Source organism: Streptomyces sp. NPDC001002 (assembly GCF_053599215.1).
Genome location: NZ_JBSFLV010000196.1, coordinates 1 through 15,576, shown reverse-complemented (window position 1 = coordinate 15,576; position 15,576 = coordinate 1). Strand labels below are relative to the sequence as shown.

The 15,576-nt window shown below is 68.9% G+C and carries 16 protein-coding genes and 2 pseudogenes; 9 read left to right on the top strand and 9 right to left on the bottom strand.

Going from position 1 to position 15,576, the window contains the following annotated elements:
- Together ACWDR3_RS43570 and ACWDR3_RS43565 are read left to right on the top strand one after the other, a co-directional pair.
- A partial coding sequence (locus ACWDR3_RS43570) for a hypothetical protein (protein WP_450358243.1) occupies positions 1 to 262 on the top strand: 262 nt, incomplete at its 5' end.
- Between the two features lie 29 nt (positions 263 to 291).
- Positions 292 to 1,077 (top strand): FkbM family methyltransferase, encoded by a 786-nt coding sequence (locus ACWDR3_RS43565; RefSeq protein ID WP_450358241.1) that lies wholly within the window; start codon positions 292 to 294, stop codon positions 1,075 to 1,077.
- A 60-nt stretch (positions 1,078 to 1,137) separates the two neighbouring features.
- On the opposite strand, the gene ACWDR3_RS43560 is transcribed toward ACWDR3_RS43565, so the two are convergent.
- The 3 genes from ACWDR3_RS43560 to ACWDR3_RS43550 form a co-directional block, all read right to left on the bottom strand.
- A complete protein-coding gene (locus tag ACWDR3_RS43560) occupies positions 1,138 to 2,532 on the bottom strand; it encodes a cytochrome P450 (protein ID WP_450358239.1) in 1,395 nt (464 codons plus the stop codon).
- Between the two features lie 200 nt (positions 2,533 to 2,732).
- Positions 2,733 to 3,305, bottom strand: a complete 573-nt coding sequence (locus ACWDR3_RS43555) for a hypothetical protein (RefSeq protein ID WP_450358237.1) — start codon at positions 3,303 to 3,305, stop codon at positions 2,733 to 2,735.
- Positions 3,306 to 3,432: 127 nt separating this feature from the next.
- Positions 3,433 to 4,059, bottom strand: a complete 627-nt coding sequence (locus ACWDR3_RS43550) for a TetR/AcrR family transcriptional regulator (protein WP_450358235.1) — start codon at positions 4,057 to 4,059, stop codon at positions 3,433 to 3,435.
- Between the two features lie 93 nt (positions 4,060 to 4,152).
- Here ACWDR3_RS43550 and ACWDR3_RS43545 point away from each other — a divergent pair, with 93 nt between their 5' ends.
- The gene (locus ACWDR3_RS43545; RefSeq protein WP_450358233.1) at positions 4,153 to 4,809 is read left to right on the top strand and encodes a CatB-related O-acetyltransferase; all 657 of its coding nucleotides are present in this window, start codon (positions 4,153 to 4,155) and stop codon (positions 4,807 to 4,809) included.
- 42 nt (positions 4,810 to 4,851) lie between these two features.
- Here the strand turns inward: ACWDR3_RS43545 and ACWDR3_RS43540 are convergent, their stop codons facing one another.
- Entirely contained in the window at positions 4,852 to 5,493 is a 642-nt protein-coding gene (locus tag ACWDR3_RS43540; RefSeq protein WP_450358231.1) for a TetR/AcrR family transcriptional regulator, read from the bottom strand.
- Between the two features lie 85 nt (positions 5,494 to 5,578).
- Between ACWDR3_RS43540 and ACWDR3_RS43535 the strand changes: the two genes are divergently transcribed.
- The 4 genes from ACWDR3_RS43535 (at position 5,579) to ACWDR3_RS43520 (ending at position 9,238) form a co-directional block, all read left to right on the top strand.
- Positions 5,579 to 6,316, top strand: a complete 738-nt coding sequence (locus tag ACWDR3_RS43535) for an SDR family NAD(P)-dependent oxidoreductase (protein ID WP_450358229.1) — start codon at positions 5,579 to 5,581, stop codon at positions 6,314 to 6,316.
- Positions 6,317 to 6,454: 138 nt separating this feature from the next.
- Positions 6,455 to 7,300: a helix-turn-helix domain-containing protein gene (locus ACWDR3_RS43530; protein ID WP_450358227.1), complete on the top strand. Its 846-nt coding sequence runs from the start codon at positions 6,455 to 6,457 to the stop codon at positions 7,298 to 7,300.
- A gap of 85 nt (positions 7,301 to 7,385) precedes the next feature.
- Complete coding sequence (locus tag ACWDR3_RS43525; protein ID WP_450358226.1) at positions 7,386 to 8,735, top strand: ISL3 family transposase; 1,350 nt, start codon at positions 7,386 to 7,388, stop codon at positions 8,733 to 8,735.
- Entirely contained in the window at positions 8,732 to 9,238 is a 507-nt protein-coding gene (locus ACWDR3_RS43520) for a DinB family protein (protein ID WP_450358224.1), read from the top strand. The genes ACWDR3_RS43525 and ACWDR3_RS43520 overlap by 4 nt, the downstream gene beginning before the upstream one ends.
- A 46-nt stretch (positions 9,239 to 9,284) precedes the next feature.
- Here ACWDR3_RS43520 and ACWDR3_RS43515 read toward each other — a convergent pair.
- A pseudogene (locus ACWDR3_RS43515) lies at positions 9,285 to 9,489 on the bottom strand (ISL3 family transposase); the annotation flags it as partial.
- A 290-nt stretch (positions 9,490 to 9,779) separates the two neighbouring features.
- Between ACWDR3_RS43515 and ACWDR3_RS43510 the strand changes: the two are divergent.
- On the top strand, positions 9,780 to 10,472 hold the full coding sequence (locus ACWDR3_RS43510; RefSeq protein ID WP_450358222.1) for an SDR family NAD(P)-dependent oxidoreductase: 693 nt from the start codon (positions 9,780 to 9,782) through the stop codon (positions 10,470 to 10,472).
- A gap of 25 nt (positions 10,473 to 10,497) precedes the next feature.
- On the opposite strand, the gene ACWDR3_RS43505 is transcribed toward ACWDR3_RS43510, so the two are convergent.
- The 3 genes from ACWDR3_RS43505 to ACWDR3_RS43495 all read right to left on the bottom strand — a co-directional run bounded on the left by ACWDR3_RS43505 (position 10,498) and on the right by ACWDR3_RS43495 (position 13,685).
- Positions 10,498 to 11,148, bottom strand: coding sequence for a response regulator (locus ACWDR3_RS43505; RefSeq protein ID WP_450358220.1), 651 nt, complete (start codon positions 11,146 to 11,148; stop codon positions 10,498 to 10,500).
- Complete coding sequence (locus ACWDR3_RS43500; protein WP_450358218.1) at positions 11,145 to 12,413, bottom strand: sensor histidine kinase; 1,269 nt, start codon at positions 12,411 to 12,413, stop codon at positions 11,145 to 11,147. Before ACWDR3_RS43500 ends, ACWDR3_RS43505 begins: the two co-directional genes overlap by 4 nt.
- A gap of 135 nt (positions 12,414 to 12,548) precedes the next feature.
- Positions 12,549 to 13,685: an ABC transporter substrate-binding protein gene (locus ACWDR3_RS43495; RefSeq protein ID WP_450358216.1), complete on the bottom strand. Its 1,137-nt coding sequence runs from the start codon at positions 13,683 to 13,685 to the stop codon at positions 12,549 to 12,551.
- Positions 13,686 to 14,317: 632 nt separating this feature from the next.
- Here ACWDR3_RS43495 and ACWDR3_RS43490 point away from each other — a divergent pair.
- A pseudogene (locus ACWDR3_RS43490) lies at positions 14,318 to 14,590 on the top strand (transposase); the annotation flags it as partial.
- Between the two features lie 50 nt (positions 14,591 to 14,640).
- On the opposite strand, the gene ACWDR3_RS43485 reads toward ACWDR3_RS43490, so the two are convergent.
- Positions 14,641 to 15,381, bottom strand: a complete 741-nt coding sequence (locus ACWDR3_RS43485; RefSeq protein ID WP_450358245.1) for a Type 1 glutamine amidotransferase-like domain-containing protein — start codon at positions 15,379 to 15,381, stop codon at positions 14,641 to 14,643.
- Positions 15,382 to 15,576: the final 195 nt, after the last annotated feature.

The following is a 15,576-nucleotide window of genomic DNA, read 5'->3' as shown; positions in this document are numbered from 1 at the left end:
GGGGCGGGGAAGTGGCTGCTTTCGGGGGCGGCGGGTGTTGTGTCTGGGGCAGCTGTACTTCCAGTTCGACATCGACCGGCTCACGGTCGCCGACGACATCATCATCGAGAGCTATTCCGTGGTCACCGGCGCGCGCCCGCCGGCCGACGAGGAGATCCCCGCGGACCATCCCGCCGCACTGGTCGGCTGGCATACGGGCCCTGTGGGTCTGGGACGCGGCCGAAGCGAAGGGTGCGGGCTGGATAGTTGGCTCCAACCCTGATACATCACGTTGTCATGACCATGAGCGCGATGGAACTGCACAGCATAAATCGCTGGGAGGCCTCCTTCCTCCGCGAGGAGGTGGACGGCTACTTCACCCACGGCATCGAGTGCACGCCGGGCGCGACGGTACTCGACGTGGGCGCCAACATCGGTGTGTTCTCGGCCGCCGTCTATGAACGGCTGGACGGGGACGTGCGGATCTACGCCTTCGAGCCGATGCCGCCGCTCCACGCGACACTCGAACGCAATGCCCGCGAGTTCTTCAACGGACGTCTGACCGCGCTCCCTTACGGCCTGGCGTCCCGCGAGGAGGAGCTCGATTTCAGCTACGTTCCGGCCGCCACGATCTTCTCGTCCTCCTCGCGGGACCAGGGGAACATCGAGGACGAGCGGCGCCGGGTCACCGCCAGCGTGGTCGAGATGATCCGTCAGGGCGGCCTGGGACCCGTCCTGCGCCGCGTACCCGTCTCCGTCCTCACTTTTCTCATCGGCCGCAAACTGCGGGTGTTGCGGCGGCTGGAGACGCACCGGGTGAAGGTCAGGCCTCTGTCGTCGGTGGTCGACGAGCAGGGCATCGATCGCATCGACCTGCTCAAGGTCGATGTGGAAGGCGCCGAACTCGAGGTGCTCAAAGGCATCGAGGAACGGCATTGGCCGCTGGTCCGCCAGGCCGTCGTCGAGGTGGAGGGCTGGCAGCAGAACAGCGACACGGTCTGCGAGGTCCTCCGCACGCACGGCTTCACCGTCAGCGCCGAGCAGGACTCGGTGCAGCGGGCAGGCGACATCGGCATGGTGTTCGCGATCAGGCCCTGACGACCCGCAGCACCCGCAGACGTTTCGGGCCCAGCAGCGGCGGGGCCCGAAACAGCGACGCTAGAGGCCGACCCCGGCTCGGCGAGGGGCGCGGGGGCGGACGGTCATCTGCAGGCTCCGCGGCCTTACGGTGAGCCGGGCGACCTGGCGGATGACCTGGCCCTCGGAGAGTTCCAGCCGTACCGAACGCAGCATCGTCGCGAGCGCCGTGACCATCTCGGTGAGGGCGAGACGGTCGCCCATGCACTTGTGCTTGCCCTCCCCGAAGGGCAGGAACCCGCCCGGCGGAGGCTGCTTCTGCGCGGGGTCGATCCACCGGTCCGGGGCGTAGGTGTGCGGGTCGGGGAAGCGCTCGGGGTCGCGGTGCAGGGCGTGCTGGCAGTAGGCCAGTTCGGTGCCGGCGGGCAGCGTCCACTCGCCGAGCTTGGTCTCCTCGGTGGTGCGGCGGGTGACCAGCCAGCCGGGATGGTGCAGCCGCAGGGTCTCGGTGATCACCCGGTTCAGGTACGGCAGCCGGGTCACGTCGTCGAAGGCGACCGGCCGTTCGCCGACGACTTCGTCCAACTCGGCCAGGATCCGGGCCTCGACGTCGGGGTTGCGGGCGAGTTCGTACAGGGTCCAGGACAGCACCGACGCGGTGGTCTCGGTGCCCGCCACGGCCAGGGTGAGGATCTCGGAGCAGATCTGATGCCCGGTCAGCGGCTCGCCGGTCTCCTCGTCGACGGCGCGCAGCAGCATGGAGAGCATGTCCCCGGTGTCGTGCCCGGAGGCCTGCAGTTCGTCGACGGCGGCGGTGATGGTGGCCCGTACGCCGGCCGTGGCCCGGTCGAAGCGGCGGTTGAAGGGCAGCGGCAGGCGCTGGGCCCAGTCGGGCACCATGATGCGTACACCGACGTCGTTCAACACCACCGACAGGTCGCTGCGCAGCCGGTGGAAGACGGCGTCGTCGAGGCTGCCGGCGAACACCGTCTTGGCCAGCATGTCGAGGCTGAGCCCGACCATCGCCTCGCGCACGTCGAGGGTTCGTCCGGGTTCCCAGCCGGCCACGGTGGCTGTCACCTCGGCGCGCATGAGGTCGACGTAGCGACTGATCTCGGTGTGGGCGAACGCCGGTTGCAGCTGGCGGCGTTTGCGTACGTGGTTCCGGCCGACGGCCGTGACGACACTGTCGCCCAGCAACTGGCCCAGCTTGTCGTAGAGCCGGCCCTTGTCGAGGGAGGGACCCAGGGCCTTGAGCATCTGGTGGATCAGGGCCGGGTCCTGGACCACGATGGTGCGCGTCCCGGGTTGCAGGGTGATCTCGACGAGTGGTTCCCGTGTGTCGCGCAGCGAGTCGATGAAGCCGAGGTTGTCGCGCATCTTCAGAGCGTGGCCGATGAATGGAAACGATCCTGCGGCGCGGGGTATGGGGGGAGGCGCGGTGGACGTCACTGGTCGTCCTTTCACGGCAATCATGGGCGCCCCTATGACTTCCCTGAACCCTCGCCGGCACAATCCTGTCGTGAACGTGTCCTGCGCCACGTGTGACGAGATGATGAGAAGGGGAGAGGGACGACCACCAGAGGCCCGACCCCGGCGAGGACCTCGACCCGGGTGACTCGGAGGCGAACTGGCCACGGAGATACGTCGATTGGCGCGTCGCTCGCAGCCTCGGCTCAGAGGGCGAACGTTTCGGTCAGGCGCACCCGATAGCCGTCCTCTTCCATCAGTACGACGGTGACACCGAACGGGGAGGGGTGGTCCAGCTCGAGCGGGGTGAAGGAGAAGTTCACCGCGGCCTGGATCGGCGGCACCAGTTCGCCGCCGGGCTGTGACGCGGGGGCCGGCTGCCAGTCCGGGGCGATCGATGCCCGGCCTTCGGGGCTGTGGGACAGGAGCCGCTCGCTGTAGGGGAATTGGTGCAGGACGTGCCCGTCAAGCGTGGCGAGCACCATGTTCAGGCACGGCGCAGGACCGACGACGGGCAGCTCGCAGGCGGTGGCGACGTCGTGGGTCTCCCAGGCCAGGACCACCTCGTCCGCGCCCGCGGCCGCGGCGATGTTCGAGAGCTCCGCGATCCCGGTGAGTGCGTCCTGGCCGGCCTTCGTCGGGCGGGCCCAGATCATCCCGACCAACTCACCCCGCACCAGCGGCATGATGAGCGGGCGCGGGACAGCGCCCTCGCCGAGCCCGGCGGTGTACGCGCCCTTCGCGACCTCGACCAGTGCGTCCCACAGCCGTGCTTCCACGCAAGCCCCTCCGTCTGCCGTAACCGATCACCGCACTCTGCCACGCGAGTTGAGGCCGTGTCAGCGGGATGCTCCCTCGCCGTGCCGGGAGTACCTGCAGAGCCGATGGGGCGACCCGTCTCCTCGATCACCCGCTCTCTTCCCGCCTGGCGTCGAACGCGCCCGCAACAGCTGCCATCACTGCTGCCTCCGCGGCCCGTTCTGGGAGGGTCGCGTCCGGATCTGCACGCAGGAGGACCAGTTGGTGATAGACGGGCGCCGTGGCGGCGATCAGCAGGCTCCACGCGTCCGTGTGCTGTGCGGGGAGTTCACCGCGTTCGACGGCGCGCTCGACGAGGATCTCGCACTGGGCGTATCGGTCCGCCCACAGCCGCGTCTGGGCCCGCGCGGCCTGTTCGAAGTGGAACGAGGCTGCCATCAGGGCGACGGCGAACGACGGCCGTACGACCAGAGACTCCTGGATCTCCTGGTTGAGAGCCGTCAGATCGCCGCGCAGCGAGCCGGTGTCCGGTGGCTGCCAGTCCATCTCGCCGGCGGCGTCGATGACGTCGACGAGCAGACCGCCGACATCGTGCCAACGCCGGTAGACCGTGGCGCGGTGCACTCCGGCCCGCGTCGCGACACCCTCCATCGTGAGTCCTTGGTGGCCGACTTCGGCGAGTTCGGCGCGTACCGCATCGAGGACCTGGGCGCGGATGCGGGCGGTGCGGCCGCCCGGACGGCGGTCCGATGTCGTGTCGAGCGGGTCTGTCATCGGCAATCACTATCCGGTTGATCAGGGTGGCAGGACTGTGCCAGCATCTTAACGCGACAGTTGTCGCTCTAGGTCCACTGGAGAGGAACCGCGATGCCGCCTGTTCCCGCCGACCCCACCGTGCTCCACCCGATGCCCGAACACCCGCGCGTGGTTCTGCTGAAGCCGTTGGTGCAGTCGCCGTTGATCGAGGTCGGCGCCTTCTCCTACTACGACGATCCGGACGACCCGACCGCGTTCGAGGCACGCAACGTCCTCTACCACTACGGTCCCGAGCGGCTCGTCATCGGCAAGTACTGCGCGCTGGGGACAGGCATCCGGTTCATCATGAACGGCGCCAACCACCGCATGGACGGTCCCTCCACCTTCCCGTTCCCCACCATGGGGGGTTCCTGGGCGGAGCACTTCGACCTGATCACCGACCTGCCCGGCCGGGGCGACACGGTCGTCGGCAACGACGTGTGGTTCGGCCACGGCGTCACGGTCATGCCCGGTGTACGCATCGGTCACGGCGCGATCGTCGCCGCCGGCGCCGTGGTCACCAGCGATGTCCCTGACTACGGCATCGTCGGCGGCAACCCCGCCCGGCTCATCCGCACCCGCTACGACGCTGCTGACATCGCCCGGCTCCTCGCCGTGGCGTGGTGGGACTGGCCCGTGCAGCACATCACCAGGCATGTACGGACGATCATGTCGGGGACCGTCGCTGACCTGGAGGAGGCTGCCGGGCAGATCGCCAAGCCCAACTAGGCGCTGTCCGGCGGATGATGAGGTGGTCGTGATGGCGCCAAGTCAGTTCTCGCGGACCGGACTGCGCCCGGTCGTGAGGCGCTTCCGCCCCTCGGGTACAGGCAGTACCGCCATTGCGGTGTCCGCGATGTTCCGCACTGTCTCCGGGTCCAGGCCGGCCTTGCCCACCGCCTCGATACCGCGGACCACCGTCAGCAGCAGTGCCGCCAATTGCTCCGGATCCGCGGCGCTGTCGATGTCGCCGTGGCGCTGGGCGGCGCTGATCTCCGTCCGCAGCAGGGTCAGCAGTGCCGTCATGGTCTCGGCCGACCGTCCGGCGACGCTCGGGTCGTGCTGGGCCAGCTCCGCCGCGCCCTTGGCCAACAGGCACCCGCGGCGCTCGGTGTCGGAAGCGGTGTTCTCCGCCATGAGGTGCACGTATGCCGACAGCCGGGCCAAGGCCTCTGCGTCCGGGCCGCCTGTGAGCCGCCCTTCGGCCACCTCGACGACTGCGGTGCACCAGTCGCCGAACACGCGGTGGAAGAGCTTGGCCTTGTCGCCGAATGCGCCGTACAGGCTGCCCTTGCCCAGGCCGGTCGCCTGGGCGATGTCGTCCATCCGGGTTCCTGCGTAGCCCGTCGCCCAGAACTGTTCCCTGGCCCGCTCCAGGACTTGGCGTTCGTCGAATGCGCGTGGTCTCGGCATGCCCTCACCCTAATTCATTCTTGACTCGATCGTCCATTACTGCCTACGTTGTGGACGATCGATTCCATAACTGAAGGGGTTCGACATGCCAGGTGTGCTGCAGGAGAAGGTGGCCGTGATCACGGGAGGGACCAGCGGGATCGGGCTGGCCATCGCCCACCGCTTCGTCCGGGAGGGTGCCCGGGTCTTCGTGACCGGCCGGGACGTCGACCGCCTCGAAGCGGCGGTCAAGGAGATAGGCCCGGGGGCAACCGGCGTACGATCCGACGTCTCGGTCCTGGCCGACCTGGACGCGCTCTACGCGCAAGTCCGCGAAGAGGCCGGGCACATCGACGTGCTGGTGGCCAACGCGGGAATCGTCGCGGACGCCGCGCTCGGCGCCCACACCGAGGCGAACGTCGACCTGACGCTCGCCGTCAACGTCAAGGGCCCCCTGTTCACCGTTCAGAAGGCGCTTCCGCTGCTGGCGGAGAACGCCGCCATCCTGGTCGTCGGCTCTAGCAACAGCGTGCGACCCAATGAGCAATTGGAGATCTACAGCGCCTCGAAGGCGGCGCTGAGCAACCTCGTGCACAACTGGGCCCGGCAGTCGCGGGAGCGCCGGTTCCGGGTCAATGTGCTGAGCCCGGGACCCACGCGGACCCCTGGCCTGCTGGGCGCCGCGGGGCCGGACGCCGACCGGTTCGCCGAGGCCGTCGTGCCGCTGGGGCGGCTGGCCGACGCCGAGGAAATCGCCGAGGCCGCCCTCTTCCTGGCTTCGGACGCCTCGTCGTTCGTCACCGGTGCCGAACTCTTCGCCGACGGCGGCTACACCCGCGCCTGAACCAGGGCCCGAGGCAAGGGCGACGGTGCCGCAGAAGACGTAGGCGGGTTTGTCCTGTCGGTCGGCCCGCCGGCTTCGGGGCTTCGTGGTACAGCGCGTACCACCCAGTGGGGCGGGGTGTGCGGGACGATGGTGTGCATGGATCAACTCGGTGCCGCGCTGCGGGCGTGGCGGGACCGGCTGGATCCCGCGACGGTCGGCTTCGCACACGGCTCACCTCGTCGAGTCCCCGGTCTGCGACGCGCGGAGCTGGCGACGCTGGCCGGCATCTCGGTCGAGTACGTGGTCCGGCTGGAGCAGGGACGGGTGGCGACGCCCTCGGCGCAGGTCTGCTCGGCCCTGGCCCGCGCCCTGCACCTGTCCGACGACGAGCACGCTCACCTTCTGCGCATGGCCGGGCATGCGGCGGATCCGAGCCGGGTTCCGCGGATGATCCCGGGGAGTCTGTACCGGATCGTGGACCAGCTCGCCGGCAACCCGCTGGCGGTCTACGACGCCACCTGGCAGTTGCTGCACTGGAATCCGCTGTTCGCGGCCACGTTCGGCGATCCCACGGTCCGCGGTGTGGGAGACCGCAACGTCCTGGTCTGGCAGTTCCTTGGTGAGCTGCCTCGGGTCCGGCAGACGGCGGCCGAGCGGGCGGCGTTCGAGGAGTCCCTCGTCGCCGACCTGCGCGCGACGACGAGCCGGTACCCCGACGATCCCGACCTCGCGGCGCTGGTGTCGAGGCTGAGCCTCAGCCCGCGGTTCGGCGAGTTGTGGAGCCGCCGAGCGGTGGGCGGCCACCAGAGTGCGCACAAACTCGTCCAGCACCCGGATGTCGGAGACATCGCCATGAACTCCGACATCCTCACCACCCAGGACACGAACCTCCGCCTCGTGGTGTACACGCCGCAGCCAGGCACCGACGCCCGCAGCAAACTCGAACTCCTTGCGGCCATCGGTGTCCAGAGAGTGTCTGGCTCTTCACAGTTGAGGGTGTGACGGCCGCCGGCGGGGCGCTGGCTGGGTAGACGTCGAGGTCCCCTGAAGATGGAGGTTCCTACGCCACCATCCAGAAGACCTCGACTTGCCTGACGCTACCTTCGCGCGCCCCGACCTGACCAAGTTCTGCCGGCTCGATGACCTCGGACTTGAAGTCGTCGGCCAGCACCTCGAGCCCGACCGCGCTGTTGTCGCCTGCCGTGTTCTTGACGCCGACGACGGCAGCGAGGGTTGGTGCCGACGCTGCGGCTGCCAAGGCACGCCGCGCGACACCGTGGCCAGACGATTGGCCCACGTGCCGCTGGGCTGGCGACCGACCACGCTGTTGGTCTCGATCCGCCGCTACAAGTGCATCGGCTGCGGACACGTGTGGCGCCAAAACACCAGCCGCGCGGCCGAGCCCCGGGCGAAGCTGACCCGCACCGGCCTGCGGTGGGCGCTGGAAGGCATCGTGGTCCAACACCTCACCGTCGCTCGGGTCGCGGAGGGCCTCGGGGTCGCGTGGAACACCGTCAACGACGCCGTCCTGGCCGAAGGCAAGCGGGTCCTGATTGATGATGAGAACAGGTTCGACGGAGTCGCCGTCATCGGTGTCGACGAGCACGTGTGGCGCCACACCAGGCGTGGCGACAAGTACGTCACCGTGCTCATCGACCTCACCCCGGTCCGTGACGGCACCGGCCCAGCACGGCTGCTCGACATGGTCGAGGGCCGCTCCAAGTCCGCGTTCAAGACCTGGCTCGCCGAACGCCCCTCCGCGTGGCGCGACGCGGTCGAGGTGGTCGCGATGGATGGCTTCACCGGCTTCAAGACCGCCGCTGCAGAAGAGGTCCCCGACGCGGTCGCGGTGATGGACCCCTTCCACGTCGTCCGTCTGGCCGGCGATGCCCTCGACCAGTGCCGCCGCCGTGTGCAACTCGCGATCCACGGCCACCGCGGCTTCAAGGACGACCCGCTCTACAAGTCGCGGCGGACCCTGCACACCGGTGCCGGGCTGCTCACCGACCGACAGATCGACCGACTCAACCAGCTGTTCGCCGACGAGGGCCATGTTGAGGTCGAAGCGACCTGGGGCGTCTACCAGCGCATGATCGCGGCTTACCGCGAGGAGGACCGCAGCCGAGGACGTGAGGCGATGGCCAAGCTGATCAACGACCTCGGCACCGGTGTCCCGAAGGCGCTGGTCGAGGTCGCGAAGCTCGTCAGAACGCTGAAGAAGCGCGCCGCCGACGTGCTCTCCTACTTCGACCGGCCCGGCACCAGCAACGGCCCGACTGAAGCCATCAACGGTCGGCTCGAGCATCTGCGCGGCTCCGCACTCGGGTTCAGGAACCTGACCAACTACATCGCCCGCAGCCTGCTCGAGACCGGCGGCTTCAGGCCACAACTAGCCCCCGGTGCGAGGGTCGGCCCGAGTGCTACGTTCGGGCCATGACTAGACCCAGTGAAATCCTCGGCAGCGTAGTCGCCGCCAGCGAGCGCGAGCAGCTCGAGACGTTCCTGGATTACCTGCGCGACGCCGTCGTGCGCAAGGCCCGCGGGGTGTCGGAGGAGGACGCCCGGCGCAGCCCGGTGCCGACCGGCACCAACCTCGGCGGCCTGATCAAACACCTGCGGTGGGTGGAACTGGGCGGGTTCGCCGAGCAGATCGGGCAGATCCCCGCCGCGGAGCTGCCCACGCCGCCGTGGACCGACGCAGACCCGGAGGCCGACCTGCGACTGGAGCCGAACGAGAAGCTCGACGACGTCATTGGCGCCTACCAGGCGGAGTGCGACCGCTCCCGCGAGATCGCCGCCCAGCACAGCCTCGACTACGCACCGCCGGGCAGGGAGCTGACGTTGCGGTGGGTGTACCTGCACGTGATCCTGGAGACCGGCCGGCACGCGGGCCACGCGGACATCCTGCGCGAGATGATCGACGGCGGCGTCGGCGACTGACGGCTCGCGGCGCGTCGTCGGTCCGTGTTCCGGTCGTCGGAGGCGGCGTTACACCGGTATCGGCGGAGGCTGACCTCCAACACCGTGGGCCGCCACCCGAACGGCTCGTGCGCCAACCGCCGGACCACCGTGCCCCTGGCCGCGCCCTGGCAGACGCAGCGACGACACCATCTGACGGGCTCGACAACCCGGCACCGGAGAATCGCCCGATCGGGCTCCAACCGCTGCCCGAGCACTTCGAGCCCGAGATCATAGTCACCTCCATCCTCGGGAGACCTCGACCCCTACCCGGCCACCGACGCGCCGACCGGACTACACCCTCAACTGCGAAGAGCCGAATGTCTCCGCAGAAATAAAGGCCCGAGAAATGAAGGCCCGAGAGAAATGAAGGCCCGGGTTCCGCCTCGTCCGGTGGACCGGTCTGCCGGGTGGTACGCGCCGTACCAGGAAGTCCCGTAGCTCCCGCCGCCCCTCCAGAAGACCCAGCATGAAGTGCGTGAACAGCGCACGAGCGTGCTGTTCGGAGTCCGGAGGAGCAAGCATGACCACCACCTTCATCACCGGGGCCAACAAATCCCTCGGTTTTGAAACCGCTCGTCGCCTCGTCGCGGCGGGGCACACCGTTCTCCTGGGTGCCCGCCACCGTGAGCGCGGTCGGGCCGCGGCGGAGGCGCTCGGCGCTCGGTTCGTTCAGATCGACGTGACCGACGACGCCTCGGTCCGGGCCGCGGCCGCGGATGTCGCTGCGCATGAGGGAACGATCGACGTCCTGGTCAACAACGCCGGCGTCCTCGGCAAGGTCGGCCCCGTCGAGGAGTACACCGCGGCCGACGTGAGCGCCGTGCTCGATGTGAACGTCGTCGGGATCGTGCGCGTCACGCACGCCTTCCTCCCGCTGCTGCGCACGTCGCCGAACCCAGTCATCGTCAACGTGTCCAGCGGGATGGGCTCCTTCGCCATGACCCAGGACCCGACGCGGATCGAGTCGCGGTACGCCCTGCCCCTCTACTCCGCCTCGAAGGCCGCGGTCACGATGCTCACGACGCAGTACGCCAAGGAACTGAAGGACGTGAAGGTCAACGCCGCGGACCCCGGGCAGACCGCGACCGACTTCACGGGCGGCCTCGGACACACCGTCGCCGACGGCGCGGAGTCCATCGTCGCCCTCGCCACGATCGGCCCGGACGGACCGACGGGACAGTTCATCGACCGGTCCGGAAACCTCCCGTGGTGAGCCTGCCCGCCCCTGCGGGACCGCGCTACGGTGCGAAGTCGAGGAGGCCTCGGCGGGCGGCTTCGGAGACGGCTCCGGCTCGGTTGTCGACGCCGAGCTTCCGGTAGATCCGTACCAGATGCGTCTTGACCGTCGCTTCGCTCAAGTACAGGGACTCGGCGATGGAGCGGTTGCTGTGTCCCTCGGACATCAACCGGACGACGCCTGTCTCCCGTTCCGTCAACTCGGCCTTTCGGCCGCCTACTTGACCGACCAGGTCGCCGACGATCTCGGGTGCGAGGCCGATGCCTCCGGCCGCGGCGCTGCGTACGGCCCGGAACAGTTCTTCCGGGGGACCCGCCTTGAGAACGTACCCGCGGGCACCCGCCTCCAGCGCCCTTACGACGTCGACGCGGCCGGAGTAACTGGTCAGCATCACCACAGGCAGGCCTGGTGCCTTTGCGGCCAACTGCCGTACCGCGTCGATCCCGTCGATGCCCCGAGAGGCGCTCGCGAACCGCAGATCCATCAACACGACATCGGGCGCGAGGTCCAGGACCAGCTGAACGGCTTCCTCGCCGGTGCCGGCCTCCGCGACCACTTCGAGGCCCGGTTCGCCTTCCAGCAGGGCGCGCAGTCCGGCTCGGACCACCGTGTGGTCGTCGGCGATGACGAGGCGCAGCGGAGCGGTGGTCATCGGGTCACCACCGATGGCACCGGGAGGTGCGCGCTGGTTCGCGGGCGCGCGGGCAGTGTGGCCCGGACGCGAGTGCCCGCGCCCGCCAGGCTTCCGACGTCGAGGTCGCCCCCGTGTTCGCGGAGTCTGGCCCGAGCGGTGGGAAGCCCGAACCCCCTGTCCTCTCTGCCTGGCAGGAGTGTGCTGCGTCCCCGGGAGCCGGCGAAGCCGATGCCGTCGTCCGAGAGCTCCAGTTCGACGCGGTCCGGGTGATGGTGAAGGGTGACCAGCAGGTTCATGGCCTGTGCGTGCTCCCGTACGTTCGCCAGCATGCTCTGTGCCACCCGGAACAGCGTGGTGGCGGCGTGCGTGTCCAGCTCCGGGCGGTGCGTTCCCACCGAGCGGAACCGCACCCGCTGGGCTGTTCCTTCCTGCTGCGCGCGCTCGCACAGCAGCCGAAGTGATCCTTCGAGGCCGGACTCGGCGACGGTGGTCGGCGTGAGGTCGTGGATGATGCGCCGGGTCTCGGAGAGACCGGCATCCAGGCCTTCGACGGCCGCCCGCATACGAGCCCGCGCGGCGTCGGGCCGCTCCGCGAGGTCCCGCTCGGCCGCGTGCAGCAGCATCAGATGTCCGGCGAGTTCCTGCGCGAGGGTGTCGTGCAGATCCCTGGCGATGCGCTCGCGCTCCTTCAGAACGCCTGCCCTGCGCTGCTCCTCCGCCAGGACGTGACGTGTCCCTTGCAGTTCCGCCAGGAGACGGCCGCGTTCTGTGGCATCGCGTTGCAGTGCCCGGTAGAGCGCGACCGTGCCCAGGACGGCGGCGACGGGGATCAGGACCATCTCCGGGTCGAAGCCGCCCGCCGTGCGGGTGAGTTGACCGATCAGGACGACGGTGATCCCGGCCAACGCCACCGTTGCCGCACGCTGTTCCAGAGCACGCAGGACGAGACAGGCCATCGGTACGGCACACCAGGCGTATGCGCCGGTCAACGGTGGCGGGGCGAGGACCACGAGGACCGACCAGAGCACCAGGAGGGCCGCGACCCACAACCGGCGGGTGAGCGTGCCGAGTCGGGTCCACAACAGCAGGCCCGCCGCGTATCCCATGGCGAGCAGCACACTGATGATCACGATGTCCCAGCACAGCGCGCTGTCCAGCCGCGAGAGCCGGACCACCGCGGCGCCCACGACGAGGAAGAGCACGAAGTGCGGGAGCTGTCCCGCGGCGAACCGCATGGCGTGGGCCCACGACGGAGTCTGGGCGGCGGGGTCGCGGTCGGTCACGACAAACCCCCTGGCGATGATCCACTCGGACAGGGCGTCCGAGTCTATCCGCCACCTGTATGGGCGAGGTGAAGAGCGAGGCCGCCGGTCCTCCGGTTGCCGCTCCGGTACACCGGCCGGCGGCCCCGCCCGCCCCTATGCTCCCGGGTGCAGCCCGAGCCATCCCGGGGTTGGGTCTCCCTTGACCTCGCCGAAGTACAGGGCGAACGTCTGCTTCCAGCGCTCCACTTGGGCACGGTCCGCCATGAAACGGGGGAAACCGTCCAGGTGGGCGTCGGGGTACTTCCAGATGGGCTTCAGCCCGCCCGCGGGGGTGACGTCGGTGCGCACCGACCAGCCGTTGAAGGCGCCTTGCTGCCGGTCGGCGGACAGTTGCCAGTTGAGGAACAACTTGGCGGCGGTGGGGTTCTTGGCCTGCTTCAGGATCGCGGCACGCTGGCCCCAGGCCATGAAGGGGTGGCCGTCCGCGACGACGAACCTGGCGGGTGACGAGGACGGTGAGGTCAGCGAGCCCGCGGTACCGATGCCGATCGCCTTCTCCCCGGCGAAGACCGCGTCCCCGGGTGAGTTGCTGCCACGGGCGAAACGCACGTCCTGGGCGGCCAGCTTCGCCACCCAGTCCCAGCCGTACTTCTGCGCGTACAGCGTGTAGAGGTAGAGGACCGCGTCGTCGTCGTGCGGGTACGAGGAGGCTATCTTCCCCTTCCACTTCGGGTCGATCAGGTCGAGCGGGGTGCGTGGCGCGTTCGAACCGACCGCGGCGACGCCGTATACGAAGCTGAAGGCCAGCGCCGACGTCGCGACCCAGGCGCCCTGCGGATCCTTGAAGGCGTCGTACAGCTTTGAGAACCCGGCGGGCTTGTAGCGGAGCAGACGGCCCTGCTCGTTCCAGCGCACGAAGTCCTGCAGGGTCTGGAACTGGACGAGGTCGGGGACGAGGGTTCCGGTGGCGAACTGGTTGTCGACGCGGACGTCGTGGTACTTGCTGTAGTCGACGATCAGTGTCAGGTCGATGTCCGGGAAGCGGGCCTTGAAGGCCGCCTTGGTGCCGTCCTGCTGGGTCGGTGTGTCGCCGCCGGCGTACAGGACGAGCTTGCCGCCTTCGGCCAGCGCGGCACGGTACAGCTCGTCAAGGGTTCTGGTCTCCTCGGGCCCGCCGGCGCGCGGGGAGACGAGGGGAGAGGCGGCGGCCGGGACAGCGGCGACACCGAGGCCGAGAGCGGCACCGGCACCGGTGGCAAGAACTCGTCGTCTACTGAGGAAGCTGGACACGTCTGAGGGGACCTCTCTGATGGGGGTGACTCATCGCCCCGGCGCCTGGGCAGGGCCATTGTGGGCACGTGACCTGCGGTTCCCGCGTCGTCCGTTCGCGGCGACCGGACGTGCGAAAGATGGAATCCCCGTTCAACCGAACGGTTGAACGCCCCCGCTTCGGTCCGACGTCAGTGGGCTACTCCGGTGGCCGCGACGTGGTCCGGCGTGACATCAGCGTGGGGGACAGGTTGACCTGGACGGTGGGACTGTGCCGCTCGGCGATCCGGTCCGGGTCGGCACCGGCTACGCCTGGAGGGGTCCGGCTCGTTCTCGTCATCGCCGTCACGGCCCTGATGCTCTCCACTCTCGTAGTGGACGCCCGTCTCGCTGTGATCTGCGGGTACCTCGTCCTGGTGGGCGCGGGTATCGGCCTCATGCGGGTGATCACGGGCACGCTCGGCCCGCTCCTGGCCCGCTACCCCGACGACGAATGGGCCCAGCTCGCCATTGCCCAACTCACCGGTGGGCGCGCCACCCTCGCCCAGCTTTCCAATGAGCCCCTGCCGCCGATCACCCTGCCGAGCCCGCTATGCCCGCCGTCGCCCGTCGCCGCAGGATCCGTACCGGAAAGGGCCGCTGCCTCCCACCCAGTGACGCTCATCGTGGATTCCCAGTCGGTCAGGGGCGCCTTCACTGTCGGCAGGAACAGCCGCGGCTACGACGCCGCGAAGAGAGTCAACGGCCGCAAGCGACATATCACCGTGGACACGCTCGGCCTGCTGTTGATGATCACGGTGACGCCCGCCGACATCCAGGACCGCGATGCCGCACGCGAGGTGTTCTGGCGCCTGAGCCTCACCCCGCCGCAGATCACCCAGATCTGGGCCGACCGCGGCTGCGCCGGCGACCTCGTGGACTGGGCACTCATCACCATGGTGACCCGACGTCTCGCCTCGCGAAGTGAAAGACTTGGTCATCGCCAGGATGCGGTCAGCCTGCGAGGTTCGATGCGCTCCTCCACCGCCTTGGCTCCGTCGCTTTTGACGATGTAGGCGCCCTTACCGGGAGTTTCCGTCACCGCTTCCACCAATTCCGTTCCGCGGTACACCAGGCCGACTCCATCGTCTGTGCAGTGAGCAGTGGGTATGGTGCCGTCCGCTACGAGCTGGTGAATCAACGGGCGTCGACCCTCATCCGAGTCGTAGTGCACGCCGTTGCCATACGGCAGGAAACCGAGTGCGTCCGTGACCGGGCGCAGTTCCGGCCCGAACGAGTCGGTCGCACCTCCCTGGAACCAGCAGAGGGAGCCCGCACTGACTCCACTGAGGACGACACCCGCCTGCCAGGCACGGTGCATGATGCGGTCCAGGCCATGTGCTCTCCACACCGCGAGCAGGTTGACCACCGAGCCCCCCATGACCCAGACCACATCGTGGTCGAGGATCGAGCCCTCGACATCTTCGAGGTTGGGCATGGGGAACAGGTGCAGAGGCGTCAGGTCGAATCCCGCTATCCGCGCAGCCTCGGTCATGCGGGTCGTGAAGTGCTCGGCATCCCCGATGGCGGTGCCGACGTACATGATGCGCGGGCGCCGACCATGCACGCCGGAGAGGTCAACTGCATGATGCACCAGCGCATCAAACATCAGCCTGGTTCGTCCTCCGACTCGATGTCCGCCGGAGGTCGCGAGGATCGTCGGTTCCAAAGCCGTCATGGCCATGATCGTATCGGCGGCATGCTGACGGACCTGGGCAGCCTGCGGTCGAGAAACAGACGGCAGCGCACCGAGGCGGCAGTGAATCGGGGCGCAGATCGAGATCTTCCGGGACATCTGACAGGCGGCTGCCGCTGCACCCTGCCGGCCGACCGCCTCTTTCCCGGGTGGCGCTGCCCGGCGTCCCGCGGCATC